General features: G+C 51.5%; 16 protein-coding genes. 7 read left to right on the top strand and 9 right to left on the bottom strand.

The genetic code is table 11. The features are described 5' to 3' along the window. Nucleotides 1-384 (bottom strand): hypothetical protein, encoded by a 384-nt coding sequence (locus NT073_RS32725; RefSeq protein WP_297382485.1) that lies wholly within the window; start codon nucleotides 382-384, stop codon nucleotides 1-3. A gap of 4 nt (nucleotides 385-388) precedes the next feature. Here NT073_RS32725 and NT073_RS32720 point away from each other — a divergent pair, with 4 nt between their 5' ends. After that, the gene (locus NT073_RS32720) at nucleotides 389-886 is read left to right on the top strand and encodes a hypothetical protein (protein ID WP_297382484.1); all 498 of its coding nucleotides are present in this window, start codon (nucleotides 389-391) and stop codon (nucleotides 884-886) included. Between the two features lie 37 nt (nucleotides 887-923). Here NT073_RS32720 and NT073_RS32715 read toward each other — a convergent pair whose 3' ends face one another. The 3 genes from NT073_RS32715 to murF all read right to left on the bottom strand — a co-directional run bounded on the left by NT073_RS32715 (nucleotide 924) and on the right by murF (nucleotide 4734). After that, complete coding sequence (locus NT073_RS32715) at nucleotides 924-2585, bottom strand: beta-N-acetylhexosaminidase (protein WP_297382481.1); 1662 nt, start codon at nucleotides 2583-2585, stop codon at nucleotides 924-926. Nucleotides 2586-2672: 87 nt separating this feature from the next. After that, nucleotides 2673-3338 (bottom strand): GDSL-type esterase/lipase family protein, encoded by a 666-nt coding sequence (locus tag NT073_RS32710; protein ID WP_297382480.1) that lies wholly within the window; start codon nucleotides 3336-3338, stop codon nucleotides 2673-2675. 58 nt (nucleotides 3339-3396) lie between these two features. Further along, nucleotides 3397-4734, bottom strand: a complete 1338-nt coding sequence (gene murF / locus NT073_RS32705; RefSeq protein WP_297382478.1) for a UDP-N-acetylmuramoyl-tripeptide--D-alanyl-D-alanine ligase — start codon at nucleotides 4732-4734, stop codon at nucleotides 3397-3399. Nucleotides 4735-4810: 76 nt separating this feature from the next. Between murF and NT073_RS32700 the strand changes: the two genes are divergently transcribed. The 5 genes from NT073_RS32700 (at nucleotide 4811) to NT073_RS32680 (ending at nucleotide 10045) form a co-directional block, all read left to right on the top strand. Then, entirely contained in the window at nucleotides 4811-7087 is a 2277-nt protein-coding gene (locus tag NT073_RS32700; RefSeq protein ID WP_297382476.1) for an FG-GAP-like repeat-containing protein, read from the top strand. 97 nt (nucleotides 7088-7184) lie between these two features. After that, entirely contained in the window at nucleotides 7185-7550 is a 366-nt protein-coding gene (locus NT073_RS32695; RefSeq protein ID WP_297382474.1) for a hypothetical protein, read from the top strand. Nucleotides 7551-7688: 138 nt separating this feature from the next. After that, nucleotides 7689-8804, top strand: coding sequence for a helix-turn-helix transcriptional regulator (locus NT073_RS32690; RefSeq protein WP_297382472.1), 1116 nt, complete (start codon nucleotides 7689-7691; stop codon nucleotides 8802-8804). A gap of 102 nt (nucleotides 8805-8906) precedes the next feature. Further along, nucleotides 8907-9407: a hypothetical protein gene (locus NT073_RS32685; protein ID WP_297382470.1), complete on the top strand. Its 501-nt coding sequence runs from the start codon at nucleotides 8907-8909 to the stop codon at nucleotides 9405-9407. A gap of 35 nt (nucleotides 9408-9442) precedes the next feature. Continuing rightward, on the top strand, nucleotides 9443-10045 hold the full coding sequence (locus NT073_RS32680; protein WP_297382468.1) for a YceI family protein: 603 nt from the start codon (nucleotides 9443-9445) through the stop codon (nucleotides 10043-10045). On the opposite strand, the gene NT073_RS32675 is transcribed toward NT073_RS32680, so the two are convergent. Continuing rightward, nucleotides 9943-10875 carry an AraC family transcriptional regulator gene (locus NT073_RS32675; protein WP_297382466.1) on the bottom strand — a complete coding sequence of 311 codons (933 nt, stop codon included), beginning with the start codon at nucleotides 10873-10875 and terminating at the stop codon, nucleotides 9943-9945. The two genes, NT073_RS32680 and NT073_RS32675, sit on opposite strands and share 103 nt — an antisense overlap. Nucleotides 10876-11119: 244 nt before the next feature. Between NT073_RS32675 and NT073_RS32670 the strand changes: the two genes are divergently transcribed. After that, nucleotides 11120-13663: a sigma 54-interacting transcriptional regulator gene (locus NT073_RS32670; RefSeq protein ID WP_297382464.1), complete on the top strand. Its 2544-nt coding sequence runs from the start codon at nucleotides 11120-11122 to the stop codon at nucleotides 13661-13663. A 13-nt stretch (nucleotides 13664-13676) separates the two neighbouring features. Here the strand turns inward: NT073_RS32670 and NT073_RS32665 are convergent, their stop codons facing one another. The 4 genes from NT073_RS32665 to NT073_RS32650 form a co-directional block, all read right to left on the bottom strand. Next, nucleotides 13677-16010, bottom strand: a complete 2334-nt coding sequence (locus NT073_RS32665) for a histidine kinase dimerization/phosphoacceptor domain -containing protein (protein WP_297382462.1) — start codon at nucleotides 16008-16010, stop codon at nucleotides 13677-13679. Nucleotides 16011-16220: 210 nt separating this feature from the next. Continuing rightward, entirely contained in the window at nucleotides 16221-16694 is a 474-nt protein-coding gene (locus NT073_RS32660) for a DNA starvation/stationary phase protection protein (RefSeq protein ID WP_297382460.1), read from the bottom strand. Nucleotides 16695-16754: 60 nt separating this feature from the next. Next, nucleotides 16755-17684 (bottom strand): ring-cleaving dioxygenase, encoded by a 930-nt coding sequence (locus NT073_RS32655; protein WP_297382458.1) that lies wholly within the window; start codon nucleotides 17682-17684, stop codon nucleotides 16755-16757. A 17-nt stretch (nucleotides 17685-17701) separates the two neighbouring features. Next, nucleotides 17702-18760, bottom strand: coding sequence for an L-dopachrome tautomerase-related protein (locus NT073_RS32650; RefSeq protein ID WP_297382456.1), 1059 nt, complete (start codon nucleotides 18758-18760; stop codon nucleotides 17702-17704). Nucleotides 18761-18832: the final 72 nt, after the last annotated feature.

The following is an 18832-nucleotide window of genomic DNA, read 5'->3' as shown; positions in this document are numbered from 1 at the left end:
TTATTTGGCCGCTATCGATATAGTTAATTTCCCGCCCTCCACATTATGAGGTTTATATACTATACAGGCTTCACCACGATAATACTGATTGCTAATCATCGTATCAACCTTGCCTCTAATTTCCAGTGTAAGTATTCCATAGGTATCCTTAGGATCTAGTCGGCACTGATAAACTTTGATGTAAGCTACCCCGTTTTTAAGCTCTCCTTTCACTTTTAACCGCAAACTATGATAGTTGCCGTTAGGCCATTTTCTTTTGTAGGAGTATGTTGACCTTTTAGTCGGGTCTGATACGTCGAAACTTTCATAGCCCCACCTCAATTTGTAAATAATAAGTGAAGCCACTACCAGGGCAATAATAATATTAAAACGCTTCGTAAACATAAGTATGCATTATTGGCAATTGATCCTCCTTTTAGTCTTTAGCCACGTGAGCGTTGCGCAAACAGATAGTGCTGGTCTGAATGATGATCCGGTTTTCACCACTGTTTTAATCCGTCGGCTAAAGTATCCTCGCGGAGCCGAGTGGGCGAGTGTATACGGGCGGGTTTTTGCTGGCTTTACTGTTTCGGAAAAAGGGCGCGTTGAGGATATTTCGATCCTTAATCACAGTACCAAAGGGATGTATTATGGTTTTGAGCCAACCATTATAGCCGCGCTGAAAAAGCTCCCCTCGCTCAAGCTTCAGTATAGCGGCCGTTATATTCTGCCCGTTGCGTTCATTTATGTGGATTACCGCGATAAGACTAATCCGCATGTGCCTTCGGATGTACTATATATCGACGATTTAGCAGGGCGAACTATGTTGAAGGAGATTGAAATTTTCGGCAGCAGCGTTAATAGCAAAGAACGCATTAGCTCCGGAGAGCGAAACGAGTTTTACTGATAGCTCAATAAAACTCGTTTCGACTTTTTGTCAGTGCTTACTTCTTAGCCGTTTCTTTCGGCCATACGTACTGGAATGTGTTGTTGATCGGGGCACCGAAGTAGTTGACGTTCAGGAAGTCGAGCCGTTTTTTGTGCACTTCCAGCCGTTGCTTGAAATCGTCGATGTTTCGGGCGTCCTGGGGTGTCCAGCCGGTTTCGGCTACGGCGATAAGACGCGGGTAAGCCATGTATTCCACGGAGTGCGTGGTGGGCATGTACTCCGACCAGACGTTGGCCTGTACGCCCAGCACGTGTTTGGATTGCTCGGCCGTCAGGCTGTCCGTTACCGAAGGGTTGAAACTGTACACTTTCTCGATGGGGAGCAGGCCGCCGATGGTCACGGGTTGCGTTTTGGGATCGGCCTGATAATAGTCGAGGTAGCAGTAGGTAGTTGGCGTCATGATCACGTCGTGGTTCTGTCGGGCGGCAGCAATCCCCCCGTTGATGCCGCGCCAGCTCATAACGGTTGCGTTGGGAGAGAGGCCCCCTTCCAGTATTTCGTCCCAGCCAATGATCCGGCGACCTTTGGAGGTAACGAACTTGTCGATACGCTGGATGAAATAGCTTTGCAGTTCGTGCTCGTCTTTCAGGCCTTTTTCCTTCATCAGAGCCTGACAAAACTTACTTTGTTTCCACTGGGTTTTCGGGCATTCGTCGCCACCGATGTGGATGTACTGGCTCGGAAAGAGGGCCATCACTTCGGTCAGAACGTTTTCCAGAAAGGTGAAGGTCTCTTCACGCGGAAACAGCACATCATCATGGACGCCCCAGTTTGGCGAGGGCGTAAGAATCTTATCCGGGTTGCTCCCCAGCTCAGGATAAGCCGCCAGAACGGCCACCGAGTGGCCCGGCATTTCGATTTCGGGAATGACCGTCACGAAACGTTCCTGCGCGTATTTGACTACATCGCGCACTTCGTCCTGGGTATAAAAGCCACCGTATGGTTTATTGTCGTAGACGTGATCCCGGTAATGACCCACCATCGTTTTGGGCCGTATTGAACTGATCTCGGTTAGTTTCGGGTACTTCTTGATTTCGATCCGCCAGCCCTGGTCTTCGGTCAGGTGCCAGTGAAACGTATTCATTTTATGCACGGCCAGCAGGTCGATGTATTTCTTGATGAAGGCTACGGGGTAGAAATACCGCCCTACGTCCAGCATCGACCCCCGATACCCATACCTAGGCTGGTCTTCGATAGTGCAGGCCGGTACTGTCCAGGCTACGCCACTTACTTTTGTCGGACTGAACACAGCCGCAGGCATCAACTGCATCAGCGATTGGACGCCGTAAAAAAAGCCTTTGGGTTGCTCGGCCGTAATGACAATCTGCTTCGGCGAAACGGCCAGCGTGTATCCTTCTGCGCCAAGCTTCGGCCCTTTGGCACTGACGAACAAGATGCCGCCGGAGGTTTTGCCTGTGGTCACAACCGGTGTCGATCCGGTTGCTTTGGCCAGCTGGTCGGCCAGCATCCGGGCAATCCGGCGTATTTCAGGATCGGCGGCCTGAACGGCAATCGTTGGTTTGGCGGGTAATGTATAACTGCCGCTACGCGCTTCCAGGTGAGTGGGTTTGGGTAGCAGCGCGTACGTATTGGTTTGGGCATGGGTGGCCAGGGCCGTTACGCACAAAGCGATTAGAAGGAGAAACGACTTTTTCATCTAGGGAAAGGGTTGTTGACAGGATTTGCGGGGTGTTGTGCTGGCCCGTGCGGCTAATGCCCGCGCCAGCACAACACCGCCGTTTATTTATTTTAAATAAGGACTCAGTACACGACCCCAGCGCTCGTAACCAGCCGGTAGCATATGCAGACTATCCGGCTTGAACAGAGTAGGCTCAGGTTGCCCATTTTTACCAAGCATAACCGGCCGAATATCCACGAATTGGGTATTTGCCTTCGTGGCCAGATAGTCTTTGATAAGCTGGTTGGCGGTGTCGTTCTCCGCGAAATACTGTCGACGCGACGGGCTGGACTTTATGGAAATAAACGTAAACGTAGCCTCGGGTAACGCTTGCCGGACGTGCGTGAATAAAGCAACCAGCCGGTCGAAGGTTTGCCGACCGGTTTGTTTACCCGTGGCAATGTCGTTCTCGCCCGCATAGATGACAACTTGTTTGGGGTGGTAGGGGGTAATGATCCGATCAGCATAGAGCAGCACCTGGCTCAACTCCGAACCGCCAAACCCACGCTGAAGTATTGGCTTGCCGGGGAAGTACGTCGACAGGTTTTCCCAGAGCCGGATGGACGAGCTTCCTGTAAAAACGATGGCATTCTGGGGGGGCGGAGACTGCTGATCCATCGTCTCAAACGCCCGGATTTCTGCCTCAAACGGGGTGTCTGTTGCGAAAAAGTAGACTTTTTTCGTTGCCCAGGTGCCAATAAAAAGCAGGCAAATAATTAAACTGATCTTCATAGTACTGGAAATGTTGAGCTTTTGCATTTGCCGGATTGGCTGATCAGAAACATCTGATTCATATAAAAGGCACAACCGACTCTAAACTCATGCCCCGCGACCCTTTTATTAAAATATGGGTATCTGTCATAGGGTTATCTATGACCCAGTTATGCAGCGAAAATTTATCCGGGAAGTAATACGCTTTCGGCAGATAAGCCAGAGCGAAACGCATGTCTTTTCCCGCCAGAATGACCAGATCGAAGTTGCTTTCAGCAATCAGTTTGCCCAGTGCTGCGTGCTCGGCTTCACTTTCGTCGCCCAGTTCGTACATATCGCCCAGAATAACGGCTTTGCGTTTGGCGGGCGTAGCGGCAAACTGCTGAATGGCCGCAGCCATGGAACTGGGGTTGGCGTTATACGCATCCAGCAGCACCGTATTGGTACCTTTCGCAACATGCTGGGAGCGGTTGTTGGTTGGGTTGTAATCCGCAATGGCGCGGTTGGCCTCTTCGGGCGATACCCCGAAATAATCGCCGATGGCCAGAGCCGCCAGCATATTGTCGAAGTTGTACCGGCCGGGCAAATGCGTGGCGATTTCGTTACCGACTGCGTCTTTGTAAACAACCACCGGCGATTCACTGATTAAGGTAATCGGGTCTTCGTCCGGGTTGGCAGCCGGATAAAAAATAGCTTCGGCGAAGGTCGTTTCGGAGCGTATGCTCTTCAGTCGTTCGCGGTACATGGCCGTCAGGGTTTTGTCGCGCGAGTTGATGAAGACCGTTTTGGCGTTCTGTGCCAGGTAGTCATACAGTTCGCCCTTGCCTATCCGGACGCCCTCGATGCCGCCGAAACCTTCCAGATGGGCTTTGCCGATGTTCGTGATCAGGCCATGCGTGGGCAGGGCAATGGAACACAGAAACTCAATCTCTTTCTGGTGGTTAGCCCCCATTTCAATAATCGCCAGCTCGTGCTGCTCATTTAACGACAGCAGCGTAAGCGGTACGCCAATGTGGTTGTTCAGGTTCCCGGCTGTGGCGTAGAGGTTGTATTTTTTCGATAGTACGCCCGCAATCAGTTCTTTGGTCGTCGTTTTCCCGTTGGAACCCGTCAGGCCGATAACGGGGAAGGTAAAGGTTTGCCGATGATGGCGGGCCAGGTCTTGGAGTGCCGTGAGGCCATCAGCCACGAGCAGGCAGCGGTTGGAACCACTGGCCCGGTCGCGCTCGGCCACGGCGGCATCGTCTACCAGTGCGTAGCGCGCCCCCGATGCCAGAGCCTGTTCGGCAAACTGGTTGCCATCGAAAGTGTCGCCCTTCAGGGCTACAAACAAACAGTCGGGCGTAATTCGGCGGGTGTCCGTCGAAACTCCGGTGCATTCCTGAAATTTATGGTAGAGTTGTTCGGTTGATAGCATACCGATAGACATAAATGGTTCCTCCTGTCGTTCTTTGAGTGAAGTGCCGGTTGTGATTGATAAAGGTCAAAATTAGATGAAAAAGCTGTTTACGCTTTGTTTTTTAGCAATTCCATTTCTCACTCACGCGCAGTCGGGTGGGAAGATCGCGTTTCGATACGACCAGAGTCCAACTGTTAGCGTCAACAACCGCCCGCTGCTCAATCCGTGGGTGGGTGGCCTGAATACGACGCAGTATTCAACCATTCGCCTGAATAGCGACACCCGCGACGATCTGGCCGTTTACGACCGGACAACCGGTAAGGTCAGCACGTTCATCGCCGTCGACAATCCCATCGGCAGCGGCACGGTCTGGCAGTACGCGCCCGAGTACGAACTGGCTTTTCCGGCGGTTATGTACAGCTGGATGCTGCTGGTCGATTATGACTTCGACGGCCGGAAAGATATATTCACCAACAGTTCAAAGGGCATTAGTGTATGGCATAACGAATCGCAGAACGGGACGGTGTCGTTCAAATTGGCAGTCGACCCGCTCCGAACGCTTGGCTTCAGTGGCTTTCAGATACCCCTTTATGTCAATGCGTCCGATCTGCCCGCCATTACGGACTATGACGACGATGGCGACATCGACATCATCACCTTCGATGCTGATGGTAACATTATTGCCTACCAGCAAAACATGAGTATGGAACGAACCGGCACTAGAGGGCTCGACTTTGCCCGTGCCGGTAATCAGTGCTGGGGGCATTTTCAAAAAGAGTTTTGTAACGACTTTAGATTTGGGATCAATTGCGACGATGGCTCCGGCACCGGTGGTCGTCTGGCCGCTCCATCTGTTACAGGAAAAGTTGGCCCGGCTAGTCCCAGCGGGGCAAGACCGCTTCATTCGGGCAACACCCTTACGGTGATCGATACTGATGGCGATGGCAAGAAAGACTTGCTGTTCGGCTTTGTGAGTTGTGAAAACATTGCCCGCCTGCGAAACACCGGGCCAAATAGTGTAAGTGCCAACTTCACGAGTTACGATAGCCTGTTTCCGGCCCGGAACCCCATTCTGTTTCCGGCCTTTCCGGCCACTTTTTTTGAGGATGTCGACGGCGACGGGCAGAAAGATTTGCTGGCATCGCCCAATGTGAACTTCAACGACGGCAATGTCTACGATTTTCGGGCGTCGGGCTGGTTTTACAGGAACACAGGGACAACGCAGAAGCCCAATTTCGAGCTTGTTCAGAAAGATTTCCTGCAGAGTGATATGCTGGACCTGGGCGAACGCACGGCCCCCGCGCTGGCCGATCTGGATGGCGACGGCGATATGGATTTACTGGTCGGGTACGGCGGGATAGGGGTTGGCTCTGGCTACCGGGGGGGCATCTGGCAGTTCGAGAATAAAGGGACGACGCAAAACCCGGCCTTTGTGCTCGTCACAACCGATTACCTGGGTATTCAGTCGCTGGGGCTGACAAACGTGGTGCCTTCTTTTGCCGATGTGGATGCCAATGGCAGTATGGACCTGATCGTCACCGCCACAGGAAAACAGGCCGTAGAAATTCGTGCGCTGATCAATACCGCTTCCAAAGGGGCTCCCGTACAATACAGCCTTGCCAGTGCCAACCGTTGGCCCACGCCCGACCTGATGTACCCGCTCGATCTGCTGACGGTTACGGATGTCGATAAAGACAACAAACCGGACTTATTGATTAGCCGATACAACGTGGGTACAATCCTGTATTACCGCAATGCCGGTACGGCCACGGCACCCGTTTTTCAGTTGCAGAACCAGACATTCGGTGGGATCACGACGGACGATTACATCTACGCCCGCGCCCGGTCGCTGGTGGTGGCCGACCTGAACGGCGATCAGAAAAATGAACTTATTGCCGCAGCCGATAACGGCTCGGTTAAAGTCTATCAATTCCCGGAAACGCCGACTCAGGCATTTACGCTGATCGATTCGCTGCCGGGAATCGGCTTACCCGGCAAAGGACTCATTGCCGCAGCCGCCGACCTGGACGGCGACCAGCTTCCCGACCTGATACTCGGCGGAACGGGGGGCGGCCTGCGCTACCTCAAAAATACTTCCCAAAAGGTGGTTGTGACAGGCGTAACTGAAGAATCGACCAGCCCCTGGGTATTTCCCAATCCAACAAACCGGTATGTTACGGTTCGTCCGCACTACGACGGACGCGTAGAACTGGTGTCCTTAACGGGTCAGACCGTGGTGCCTGCCCAACTGGTTAAAGCCAGCGCAGAGACACTCCTTGATCTGGGAAATCTGGCCGATGGTACGTATCTGATACGACTCCAGAGCGATAACCGCCCGGTGCAGATTCAGAAAGTGGTGGTTTGGAAATAACCGAAAACTCTTTTAAACGTTCGGAGTTAGGGAGTAATACCGGTGAGCCGAAAAGGTACGCAGACCTCCGGCCAGCATCATCGGTAACTAGATCATTATGGAAAATACAAACAACTCCGATCAACAGCGCGTCGATGAAAATTCGGGCGGTCCACTGGAAGGTATGTCGCCACGTCATAACAACATGCCCGAAAACGATATAGAAGACGACGCTGTCGTTTACGCCGGGCTTGGTGTGAACAACGACCCAGACATCATGAATCCGGGCGATGAAGAGGCTTCCGATACGCTTTTATATACCGATACAGCCACCGCCCGCCACGCTACAGACGAACTGTCGAACGACGCCGAACCCGACGAGTTCATCGATGATGAAACCGATGCCGATATGTCGGATGACGACATCGACGAGCAGATCATCGAACTCGCCGAAGAGGAAGACGAGGGAAACGAGCGGTATTAGCTGGTTGTAGTGCCGACCGTCGATGCGGCACTACATTTCTCTTTTTGCGTTCTGTTGCTGTATATTGCACATGAAGCCGGGAGGTAACTTCCAGTTTTCTGTCAATAACATCATCGACGGAATCTAAACAGCAAAAAGGTGAAAATTGAGTTCTCAGTTGATGTACTGGTCGGGCTGTTCATCATCAACGTAGGGTTCTTTGCTGCGGGACTGCTTTGGTTTTCAGCCTACAATCGGCAGGCAAATCGATTTCTGGCCTGTTTGATGGTTGCCCTTTCCTGCTGGCTGATTGATGGCTTTTTTCGGGTAGCCGGTATTTATCAGCAAAATGCCAATCTGTATTTCCTGCCCATCTTCTATTCGTTTGCCTTTGGGCCGCTGATTTACATCTACGTAAATAGCCTCACAAATAGTGCTTTTCAGTTTAAACGAAGTTACTGGTGGCATTTTCTGCCAGTGGCTGTTCAGGCAGGTCTTTATCTGTTCCTGACGTTACAGTCCTATGAGTTCAGAAACTGGTTCTGGAACAACATCCATTACCCATACACGTACAGTATTGAGTTCGACGGTACGTGGATCTCGCTGCTTATCTACCTGCTGCTATCCCTGCGGTTGTTGCGTAACTACAGCCGCTATGTGCAGGAAAACTTCTCCGAAACGAGCCAGCTTACTCTGCGGTGGCTTCGCATCTTACTGGTCATCATTGCGCTGGTTTGTGGTCAGTGGGCTATCGAACTGATTTTACGCCATCGGTTCAATTTGTACTTCCAGTATGACTACTCGTACTGGCTGCTCGGCCTGCTGCTCATTATGCTCGGTACGGCCGGCCTGCAACAGACCAACCTGGCCAATGTGCAGTTCAGGGATGAAGCCATACCAGACAGTCTGCCACTGCTGCCCAAAAGTGAGGTTCAGATTAGCCCTGAACAGGTTGACCAGGTTCGCCGGGCCATGGATACCGATAAACTCTACCTTAATCCAACCCTGACGCTCACCGAACTGGCTCGCCACCTGGGGCTTAATCCCAAAGTCGTTTCGCTCATTATCAATGCCGGTATTGGCCAGTCGTTCAATAATTTTGTCAATTCCTATCGCATCAGCGAAGTGAAGCAGCGGCTCCGTACCGACGACCTGACCCGCTTCACCCTGCTGGGCATCGCCTTCGAATCGGGCTTTAATTCTAAAACGACCTTCAACCGAATCTTCAAGGAGCATACGGGGCAGTCGCCCAGTGAGTATGCCGGTCAAACGTAGTCCCAATTCGTCCGTTGGGACGTCCCAATCCTGAATTGGGGCGATGGGGGCCGGTTGCCACCCCACCTTTGTATCGTTCAACGACTTAACCCCGTCACAACGATGCGAACATTCCTGCTCCTTACCCTCTGCCTGACTGGCCTGATTGCCCGGTCTCAGCCACAGCCCTACGGCTGGTCGAACAAGTCCCGTTTATTACCCGACAAGCTGCGTTTGCTGCCCGTTGGCCTGACGCTCTGGCATACCAACAATCCCTGCGTACCGGTACTGGAAGGCGACATGTATTACTGGAAACACTCCACAATGGTCCGCGCCGAAGTGAGCGATCTGGAACTGGTTGAAGCCGGTAGTTTTATCTGGTACGACTCAACTGGCTGGCATCCCAATATGCGGTACAATCCTGACGAGTTTGCCGACACGTTTGTCTGCCCTCAGGGAAAACTCCAGCGTGGCCAGACGTATACATATCCCAAAAACTGGCGGTATGGCAAGCAGGCTTACGGGGGCGATGCGCTCTGGTACGTCATTGCCAAAGACCGTTCCGGCAAACTCTATAAAGGCTACGGGCTGATCGAAACGGAAGGAAAACCCAACGCTAACTAATCATCAACTCCATCAACTTTAAATCAGGATCTATCATGAAAACGCTTCTCATTAGTTTCTTTTTCACATTTGCTCTTGTTTCATCAGCTGTAGCGCAGTCTCAGTTTACCGTCGATGCCAGCGCCAGCCAGCTCAACTGGACGGGTTACGCGGAGCTTGGCTCCTGGGCCCCCTCAGGTACGATTCAGGTGAGTAAGGGGCAGTTTGCTGTTGCAGGCAAACAAATAACCAGTGGCCGACTTAGTATAGATATGAGCACCCTTCGGCATGAAGATGCCAAACTCCAGGCGCATTTGCGCGGTGAAGATTTCTTCGATATTACCCGCTATCCAACCGCAACGTTTCTGCTGACCAGCTTATCAGGTCAGGTCGTAACCGGCCAGTTAATGATTCGGGGTGTTACCCGGCCGGTTACGTTTCCGGTTGTCATCAGCACAGAAGGTGACGGACTACGCATTAAAGGCAAAGCCGTTATTGACCGAACGCAGTTTGCCATTCGGTACAACTCAACCAGTTTCTTCTCAGGCCTGGGCGATTATGCGATCAAAAATGAGTTTTCGCTGGCGTTCAACATCGTGGTGAAACCCGCCGGTAAGCCGGGCATTGCGGGAAGACTGGCTGAAAGCTCGCGTCGGTAACCGGTGGGCGTTTGCCGGTAATAGCGTTTGAACAGTTTATTCAGGTGGCATACGTCCGTAAATCCAAATTCGTCTGCTATCTGCGAAACGGTTAGTGTACTCAGCCTGAGCCTTGTCTCGACCAGTTGAAGCCTATACCGGATAATGTACTGCTGAATGGATTCGCCGGTCTGCTGTTTAAACAGCGCGCCCAGATGCCGCTGCGAATAATTAAAGACATCGGCCATCTTTTCCAGACGCAGGTAGTCCGGTTCTGTAATGTACCGGTGTACATAGGTGCCAATCCGCTGTCGAAGTGACGAAGCTGTACAGGATAAAGCGCCTGCACCCGTCTGGTAATGCGATAGTTGGCGGTCTACGATGCTCAGGATCGTTTTCATCAGCGACTCAACAACGGGATTGGCTAATGGAGACTGATGCGCGTAATGTTCGGCCAGAATAATGCGGAACAACGCCTGTAAATTTTGTTGTTCCAGACTATCCGTAACCAGGCTGCCCACCAGAGGCTGGTGTTTAATCAGACCATGTTCACGAATCTGCGGCCAGGAATTCGTGCCCAACGACGACAGGTTCGCCAGGTACAGATCAGTGAAGGACAGAAAGCAGAAGCAGGTTTTTTTATTGATCACAAATGAGTGATAGTCCAGAGGGCCTAAAAAGAATGCATCACCAGCCTGGTAGGCGAATCGATTGCCATTGATAAGGTGATGACCACTGCCACTGCGAATCAGAATCAACTCGTAATGATTGTGGGTATGAACGGGATAAGACCAGTGACTTGTTTCAACTTGTTGAAGCGATAAGGGGTCGTGCTGAATATTGCGTTTCATCAGAAGAAGTGTTTAGTGGCCATCCACTCAGCCAATGCAAACGATTCTGCCAATCAAGTGCCAAGTCTTTAAAATGAGTTGAAAAGCGTATGGGTTAGGTATAAACTATTGGCTTTCAGTATATTTAACATATATTGCAATAGCTGAATAATCCTCTATTATTTTGGACCTCCAATATATTGGAGAGATGAATTGGAGTGCGTATTACCTTGTACCTTTACTATTCATTAACTCAACGAATCGAATGGTACTGCCCAGCGAGTTTATCCCGTTACCCAAATTACTCATTGTGGAGGATGAGTTTTTGATCGCGAATGACCTCAGCCGGATGCTACAAAAGGCAGGATATCAGGTTGTTGGTACGGCGGCATCGGTAGCGGAAGCAAAGGCTATGGTGACTCAGCAAACACCAGACATTGTTTTGCTGGATATTTTTCTGAACGACGACCAAACCGGGATTGATTTGGCCAACTGGCTCAATGGGCAAACAGTGCCTATTCCGTTTGTCTTTCTATCGGCTAACCTTACCGACAGCATTCTGGAAGTGGCCAAAGTAACCCAGCCGTTTGGCTTTCTGAACAAGCCCTTCCGGGAGAAAGACGTGCTGACAACGCTGGAAATTGCCCGTTACCGTCATGCACACAGCGAAGAGGCTCGACTAAGGCAGCAGCAAGCTGTACAGATGGCCGTCAACAATGCCATTGTTACCATTCAGGACCGCGACCAGCTTTGTCGGGCTATCGCCGATCAGATCAATAAGTTAGTCCCCTTTTCCTTTCTGAATCTGCGGATCGGCCTGCCCGACGAAGTGTCGTTTTACTGGCTGATGCTGGCGAAAACCGACGTAAATACGTTTGAACGGGTAAATCTGGCCATGCTGCTTCGGGGTGAAGTAGAAGAGGGATTGATTCAGAAACTGGACCGCGAAGCGCCGGATCGGCTGGGGGAGGAGCAGGGCGTTTTCACGGGCGACGCCTTCGATCAACTGTGTGAACGGTATATAACCGCCCGCTCCTGCCGGGATAATTTCGGGGTTCGTTCACTGGTGCTTTTTCCGATCCAGTTGAAGCGAAAGTCCTTTACAACCATCATTCTGTCCAGTATCCGGGCCGATGGGTTTACGCAGAAAGATTACCAGGCCGTTAGCCTGATCGCCCCGCAAATTGCCCTGGCGCTGGATAATTTACTGGCCTACGAAGAAATTGAAGCCCGCCGACAAACCAAAACGACGGAACTAGCCATTGTTAATGCGTTTCAGAACGGCAAAGACAGCAACGCGATTATTCCGCAGGTAGCGGCTGTCATCAATGAGTTGATGCCATTCGACCTGCTGGCTGTTTACCGGATTGGGCGACTGCTGGAATCCGCTACCATCGATATGGCCGTGCAAAAACAGGGTGGTGTTTTTGTCGCCATCACAGAAAAAGACGTTGTTCCTCAACCCCTTGCTGACCAGGCAAGCTGGAAACAGGGCTTGGCCGATATGGAAACTTGGCTCGTTGAACCCGCCATCAACGTAGGTCAGCAATTTGCTGATATACAGCAACGTAGTGCGGTGAGCCGGTTTTATGCCGAAGCGCTGGGCTTAAAGTCGTCGATGTATGTGCCGATCTTTAGCAAAGGGAAGCCAATAGCCGCCTTGATTCTGGCCAGTAAAGCCGCGTATGCCTTTACGCCCAAGGACTTGTGTACGCTACAGGACATTAGCATCGAACTTGCCTTGGCGTTGGAAAACCTGTCGGCCTACGAACAAATAAAGGTATTGAGCGAGCACCTTGAGCAGGAAAAAACGTACCTGACCGAAGAAATTAAAACCAGCCATAATTTTGAAGAGATCATTGGCACGAGTTCGTCCCTGCAAACCGTGTTTAACGCCATCGGGCAGGTAGCCCCTACTGATTATACCGTCCTGATCATGGGCGAAACCGGAACGGGTAAGGAACTCATTGCCCGTGCGGTGCATAGTCTGTCGGCTCGTCGTGACCGGCCCGTCGTGAAAATAAACTGTGCAGCTTTACCCGCCCAACTTATCGAGTCTGAACTGTTTGGTCATGAACGGGGCAGCTTTACGGGCGCTACCGAAAAACGAATTGGTAAGTTTGAACTGGCCAACGGGGGAACGCTCTTTCTGGACGAGATCGGTGAACTGCCTCTCGAATTACAGGCCAAACTGCTACGGGCTATTCAGGAGAAGGAGATTGAACGGGTGGGTGGTAAAGGTGTTATCCTGATCAATACCCGCATCATTGCGGCTACCAACCGAAACTTACAGCAGGAAGTAGCCGCCGGTCGGTTCCGCTCCGATTTGTATTACCGGCTCAACGTGTTCCCCATTGTGGTGCCGCCCCTGCGCGAGCGGCAGGAAGATATTTTGCCGCTGACAATGCACTTTTTGCAGAAGATCAGTAAAAAGTTGGGCAAGCCCATCATCAACATAGCCAACGCGTCGCTTCAGCAACTTCTCCAGTATTCCTGGCCAGGCAATATCCGGGAGTTGGAGCACGTGCTGGAGCGGTCGGCTATTCTCTCGCAAAGCGCCACCCTGACGCTGGCTGAGCCTTTGCGGGCGGCCACTACTAGTTTTCCATCATTTGTGGTACAGTCTTCCGAAGAGGTAAAATCCATTGACGATGCCATGCGGCTGGCTATACTGGCAGCTCTGGCAAAATCGGGAAATCGTATTCGGGGTAACGGCGGAGCCGCCGAACTGCTTAATATCAAGCCTACCACGTTAGAGGCCCGGATGAAGAAATTGAATATTAGTGCCTACCAGCAGCCGGGTTCCTGATCGGGGCGGTCGACTACGTTGATGACCATACCGTTCGTGCTGCTTTTTTGATAGTGCCGAATTGTAGACGGATTTGAACGCCGTGGTGCCCGTCAATGCGTAGCTGCCCACCAATCTGCCGGCTAAGTCCTTTGATCATGGTTAGCCCCAATGTGTTGCTTTTGTTCACGTCAAAATCTGAGGGGAAGCCAATGCCGTCGTCGCTGATGGTCAGCAGGCAAGACAGCTGATCTACGGGTGTAAGGCTAATGGTCAGGGTTCCGGGGCTATGGGGAGGGTAGGCGCCGGCTGGAAAGGCATACTTCAATGAGTTGGTAACGGCCTCGTTGATGATCAATCCGAGGGGGGTGGCCAGCGTTACGTCCAGAGGAACCACCGAAACCGCCACATTTCCCCGGATGGAATGCTGCCGGTCGAAGGAGTCGATGAGGTAGTCGACAATATCACGAATATAGTCGGCCATATCGACCTGAGCCATATTTTTGGACTGGTATAACTTCTGATGGATCAGAGCCATGGCATGCACCCGGTTCTGACTCTCCCGAATGGCTGCCAGCGCCGTTGAATTGTGCAAAAAGTCGGACTGTGCGTTCAGCAGGCTGCTGATAACCTGTAGGTTATTTTTGACCCGGTGGTGAATCTCCTTAAGCATCCACTCTTTCTCCGCCAGCAGTTCTTCTTTTTCGCCCAGTACCTGTTCCAGCGACTGGTTTTTCTGGTTGATCTCAATCTGTTTGGCTTCGAGTAGTTGGTTGCTTCGCTGTTTGAGCCGGTACCGGTTATAGCTTACCCCCAGTAAACCCGCCAGCAGAATAGCCCCGGCAATAATACCGTTGCGGGTTGTCTGGGCATGTTCGAGTTCACTCTGCTGTAACCGGCTCTGCTTGGTGAGCAAGGTAATATTCTGTTCTTTCTTCTGGGTATCGTACTGGATTTGAAGACTGGAGATCTGCTTACTTTTGGTTTCGTTGAACAGGGAGTCATTTAATGCTTTGTGCAAACGATAATGTGTTATCGCCGACAGGTAATTTCCCTGTGCCGAATCAACCTTAAAGAGCATTAAATGCACATCCCTGACTGTTGACAGCGCATTTTTCTGAGGAAGAAAACTTAAGGCTTTGTGTAAGTGATAATCCGCTTTTTTGAATTGTTTTCGGTTGAAATAGAATATCCCAATATCCTGATGAGCCTGTTGAGAGGCTTCGAAAATCTTGTTCTTTGCATACCAGCCCAGCGTCTCTTCATAATACCGCTCGGCCAGCGGATAGTTCTTTAACGCATCGTAGCAATAGGCTAAATTTCGGGCAACGCAGGCTTTCTGAATGATGGTGTTGGTCGGAATTTCCTTGACGAGCTGTTGAATAAGTCGAAGGGCATCCTGCGGTTTTTTCTGGTCGATAAGATCTTTGGCCAGCACACCCGCTGCATAGTACATGGCAAAGTTAGGGAGCCGTTCTTGCCGCCAGGCTGCCAATGACTTTTTGTACCACTCGATTCCTTTTTGATGGTTGCCGATCTCGACATAAATCCGGGCCAAATCACCGTAAAAAGCCGCTGCCGACGTTGTATCCGCCGTTTTGTTCATACTTTCCAGGCACAGCATGCCATACAGCAGTCCTTTGTTAAAGTCGCCTTTTAACCGGCCAATGGTGGAGAGTAAGTTGTAGGTGTAGTGTAGCTTGGGGTAATGAATGGCTTTGTAGCGGTTCAGTACGTTCAGCAGTTCCGTTTCGGCAATGGCTAGGTCGCCCTGATACAAATGCGTGACGGCAATTTCTTTGAGGGACGTAATTTCCTGCTCCGACTTGTGTACGGCCTTGTAAATTGCAGCGGCCTGACGGAAGTTGGCAAATACATTAGTATAATCAGGGTCAACGTTTCTGAGCCAGATCCCTAGCCTGAACCGGGCAATTGCTTCTCCTTCTTTGTCGCCCGTACGCTGGCAATCGCTTATCAGCGCCGAAAACTGAGAACGTCCAGATTCTGGATTGCCCCCTTCCATATTGGCAATCACCAGCATACTTTCGACTTCATGCTGCCATGTCAATAAATTGAGTGAATCACTTAGCTTTTTAGCTTCCTTCAGGTAGGTTCGTCCACTGTCCAGGTCGATTTTAGATTCTCCCGGTTTGTAAATGTGGAACTTGCCCAGTTCGAGCAGGAGAGGCAGTCTGGTGGCGTCTGGTTTGCTTTTCTGTAACTGAACCAGTAGTCGGTTGACCAGTTGTCGGTTTATGTTTTGCCCGGTAGTTGCCGTCGTTTGGAGGGCTATCAGGCAAACCAGGACAACCCGTTTACAGCTACAAAATACCCGCTTTCCCAACGGTCGTTTTCCGGTAAAATTCATCTGAGCTAGCCGCATAACCCACCCTTCCGTTTTACCCGAAAGTTAGTTAATGGTTAATGGTTATTGGTCATTAAGTTGCTCGTTAGTGAGTATATAAACCAGAGATGGCCTGTTTTTTTTCATCAACCATCAACCATCAACCATCAACCATCAACCATCAACCATCAACCATCAACCATCAACCATCAACCATCAACCATCAACCATCAGCTACTTAAGGTGTGCCCGTAGCATCCAGGCTGTTTTTTCGTGTTTTTCCATCAGGCCGGTAACAAAATCGCTTGTACCGGCATCCTTATGGGCATCGGCGAACTCATCAATCGTACCCCGGATAAACTCAATGATGCTTTCGTGGTCGGCCAGGAGCTTTCTGATCAGGCTCCGGCTGTCGTTGCCATCTTCATCCTGCTCGGTCAGGTGGGTAAGTTGGAGGAAGTTTTTTAGCGTAGCCGGGGCGTAGTGACCCAACTGACGGATGCGCTCGGCAATGTCATCGACAAGCTCGGCCGACTGGTTGTACAGGTCCTCAAAATAAAGGTGTACGGAGTGAAAGTCGATGCCTTCCAGATTCCAGTGGGCGTTGAGGGTTTTGGTGTAGAGAACAAATTCATCGGCCAGTAAGGTGGCCAGCTGATGGGCGACGACTTCCCGATTTTCGGGTGAGATACCAATGTTCGTTTTCATAAATGCCGTAAACGTATAGTGAATGAGGAAATGGAGGTTGGCCGTGCTGGTTTGCGAAGACTAGTGTAGCACGGGTAAGGATTTTTCAATTTTGTCTCTGGATACCTGGTATTGTTTGGGAAGCTGGAGACCCGTGCCCAGTTCGGCCAGCGGCTCATCGACCGTAAAGCCGGGGTTGTCGGTGGCAATCTCAAACAGAACGCCACCCGGTTCGCGGAAGTAAAGCGAAAAGAAATAATCGCGGTCTATTTTCGGAGTTATCTGTAAGCCATTGCTCAGAATCTTCTCCCGGAATTCCATCTGAATGGTATCATTTGCCACCCTAAACGCTACGTGGTGATTGGTTCCGGCGGCATTGTGTCCGCGGGTTCCTGTCGGCTCTTCCAGCAAGTCGACAATGGATGCGGTGGGGGTCGAATCGGTTACGAACCGGTAGCGATTGCCCTCCTGCCCCTGCGCACTGTAACCAAAAATATCGGTCAGCACCCTGGCGGTAGCGTCAATGGATTTCAGGGTGAGCGTAACGCTGTGAAAGCCTCTGGTGGCGATGTCCTCTTTCAGATCGGCGGTTTCCCAGACCGGCCGGTCGTCGGGGTGCTGGATGAGGGCAATAGCCAGTCCGTCGGGGTCGGTGAAAGGAAGATACGTTTCGCCGAACCGCTCCGCCTGTTCGCCCATCGACACGCCCATTTCCCGGAACCGGCCCGCCCAGTTGTCCAGGCTTCCGGCCGGTACTGAATAACCAATTTCGGTGGCCATGCCCACGCCGGTTCTGCCTTGCCCGATGCCTTCCCAGGGAAAAAAGGTGAGGATGGTGCCGGGTGTTCCCGTTTCATTACCGTAATAAAAATGATAGGTGCTGGGGTCGTCGAAGTTAACGGTCTTTTTTACCATCCGAAGTCCCAGCACGTGGGTATAAAAATCGTAATTGCGCTGGGCGTTATTGGCGATGGCGGTAATGTGGTGCAGGCCTAAGATGCGGTTTTCCATAGCTGTTTGGGAGTTGATTAGTTACGAACGGGTGTTGCCCCGATCTGAAGTTTATAGAGATGTACAGGATAAACGACGGCCGATTTTCCCTGCTGGAAAGTGGCCGTCCGGTTAAGTTGCCCCGCCGGAAGCCACAGAAATCCAGCCTGATCGATCCACATCGATCCTACCCAGACGAGCCGGGAGTCCGCAACGAGCGTTGAGGTTTTCCCGGCGGGCGTAATCTTTAGAATCCGCAACTGATTGATATCCGACAGGTAGATGTTGCCGTCGGCATCGATCGTGGTCCCGCCCGTTCCCGGAGTGTCGACAAAGAGTTGCACCTGTTTCGCTACCTCGCCGGGAGACAAAGTGGTATCGTTCAGGAAAAAGGTGTCAATACGGCTCATCAGCCCCGATGCCGGTTGAAAATAAAGGTATTTTCCGTCAGGCGACACTTCCAATTGGTCGGCATGAATGCACACTTCCTCGCCATTCGGGTAACGCATTATCTGCCCTTCAGCCAGAATAGGCCGCATGTCCGTTACCGAATCGTCGTTCTCCAGAATCCGGCGTCCCCGACCCGATTGCCGGTCGAGCACGACCAGCGCGGGTGCTCCGGCATCGGTCAGGTAAATATGCGACGGAGTAATACGAACATCGTCGACCAAGCTGTTGACGTTTACCACATCATCCAGTGGAATAATCCGTATCACCTGATTCGTTTCGACCTCAATAACGATCACTTTGGCACCCCTGGTCACTGGCTCAGGCCCCGCTTGCGGATAACCCGTGTCCACAACCCATAAATTATGGTCGGGGCCAATCCGCAGGGAGCGGACCCGGACAAACGTTGGGCGGATCGTTCGGTCGGTAGGAAGGGTATTCCAGCCCTCATCGGGGTAGGGAACAACCTTGCCATCGGCTCTGATTTCGCCGACTCGCAGACCTGCTTCTCCTGCCTGGCGTGGAAAACAAACGAAAACGCGTCCATGGTCGGTTATGGTGACGCCATTCCAGATCATATTCGATTGATAGGCCGATATTAACTGGACATCTGACATCTGTCTGCCAGACTGACCGTTGCCGTTTACCATACTGCTGAAATCAAGAAAAAGCCTGGTTATCAGGGTACTGGTTTCTGAAGGCAGCCACCTTGCGGGCAGCCT

The organism is Spirosoma sp. (assembly GCF_026391055.1).
Classification (GTDB): domain Bacteria; phylum Bacteroidota; class Bacteroidia; order Cytophagales; family Spirosomataceae; genus Spirosoma.
Note: the sequence above shows the minus strand (reverse complement) of the source record. Positions and strands in the feature narration are given on the sequence as shown.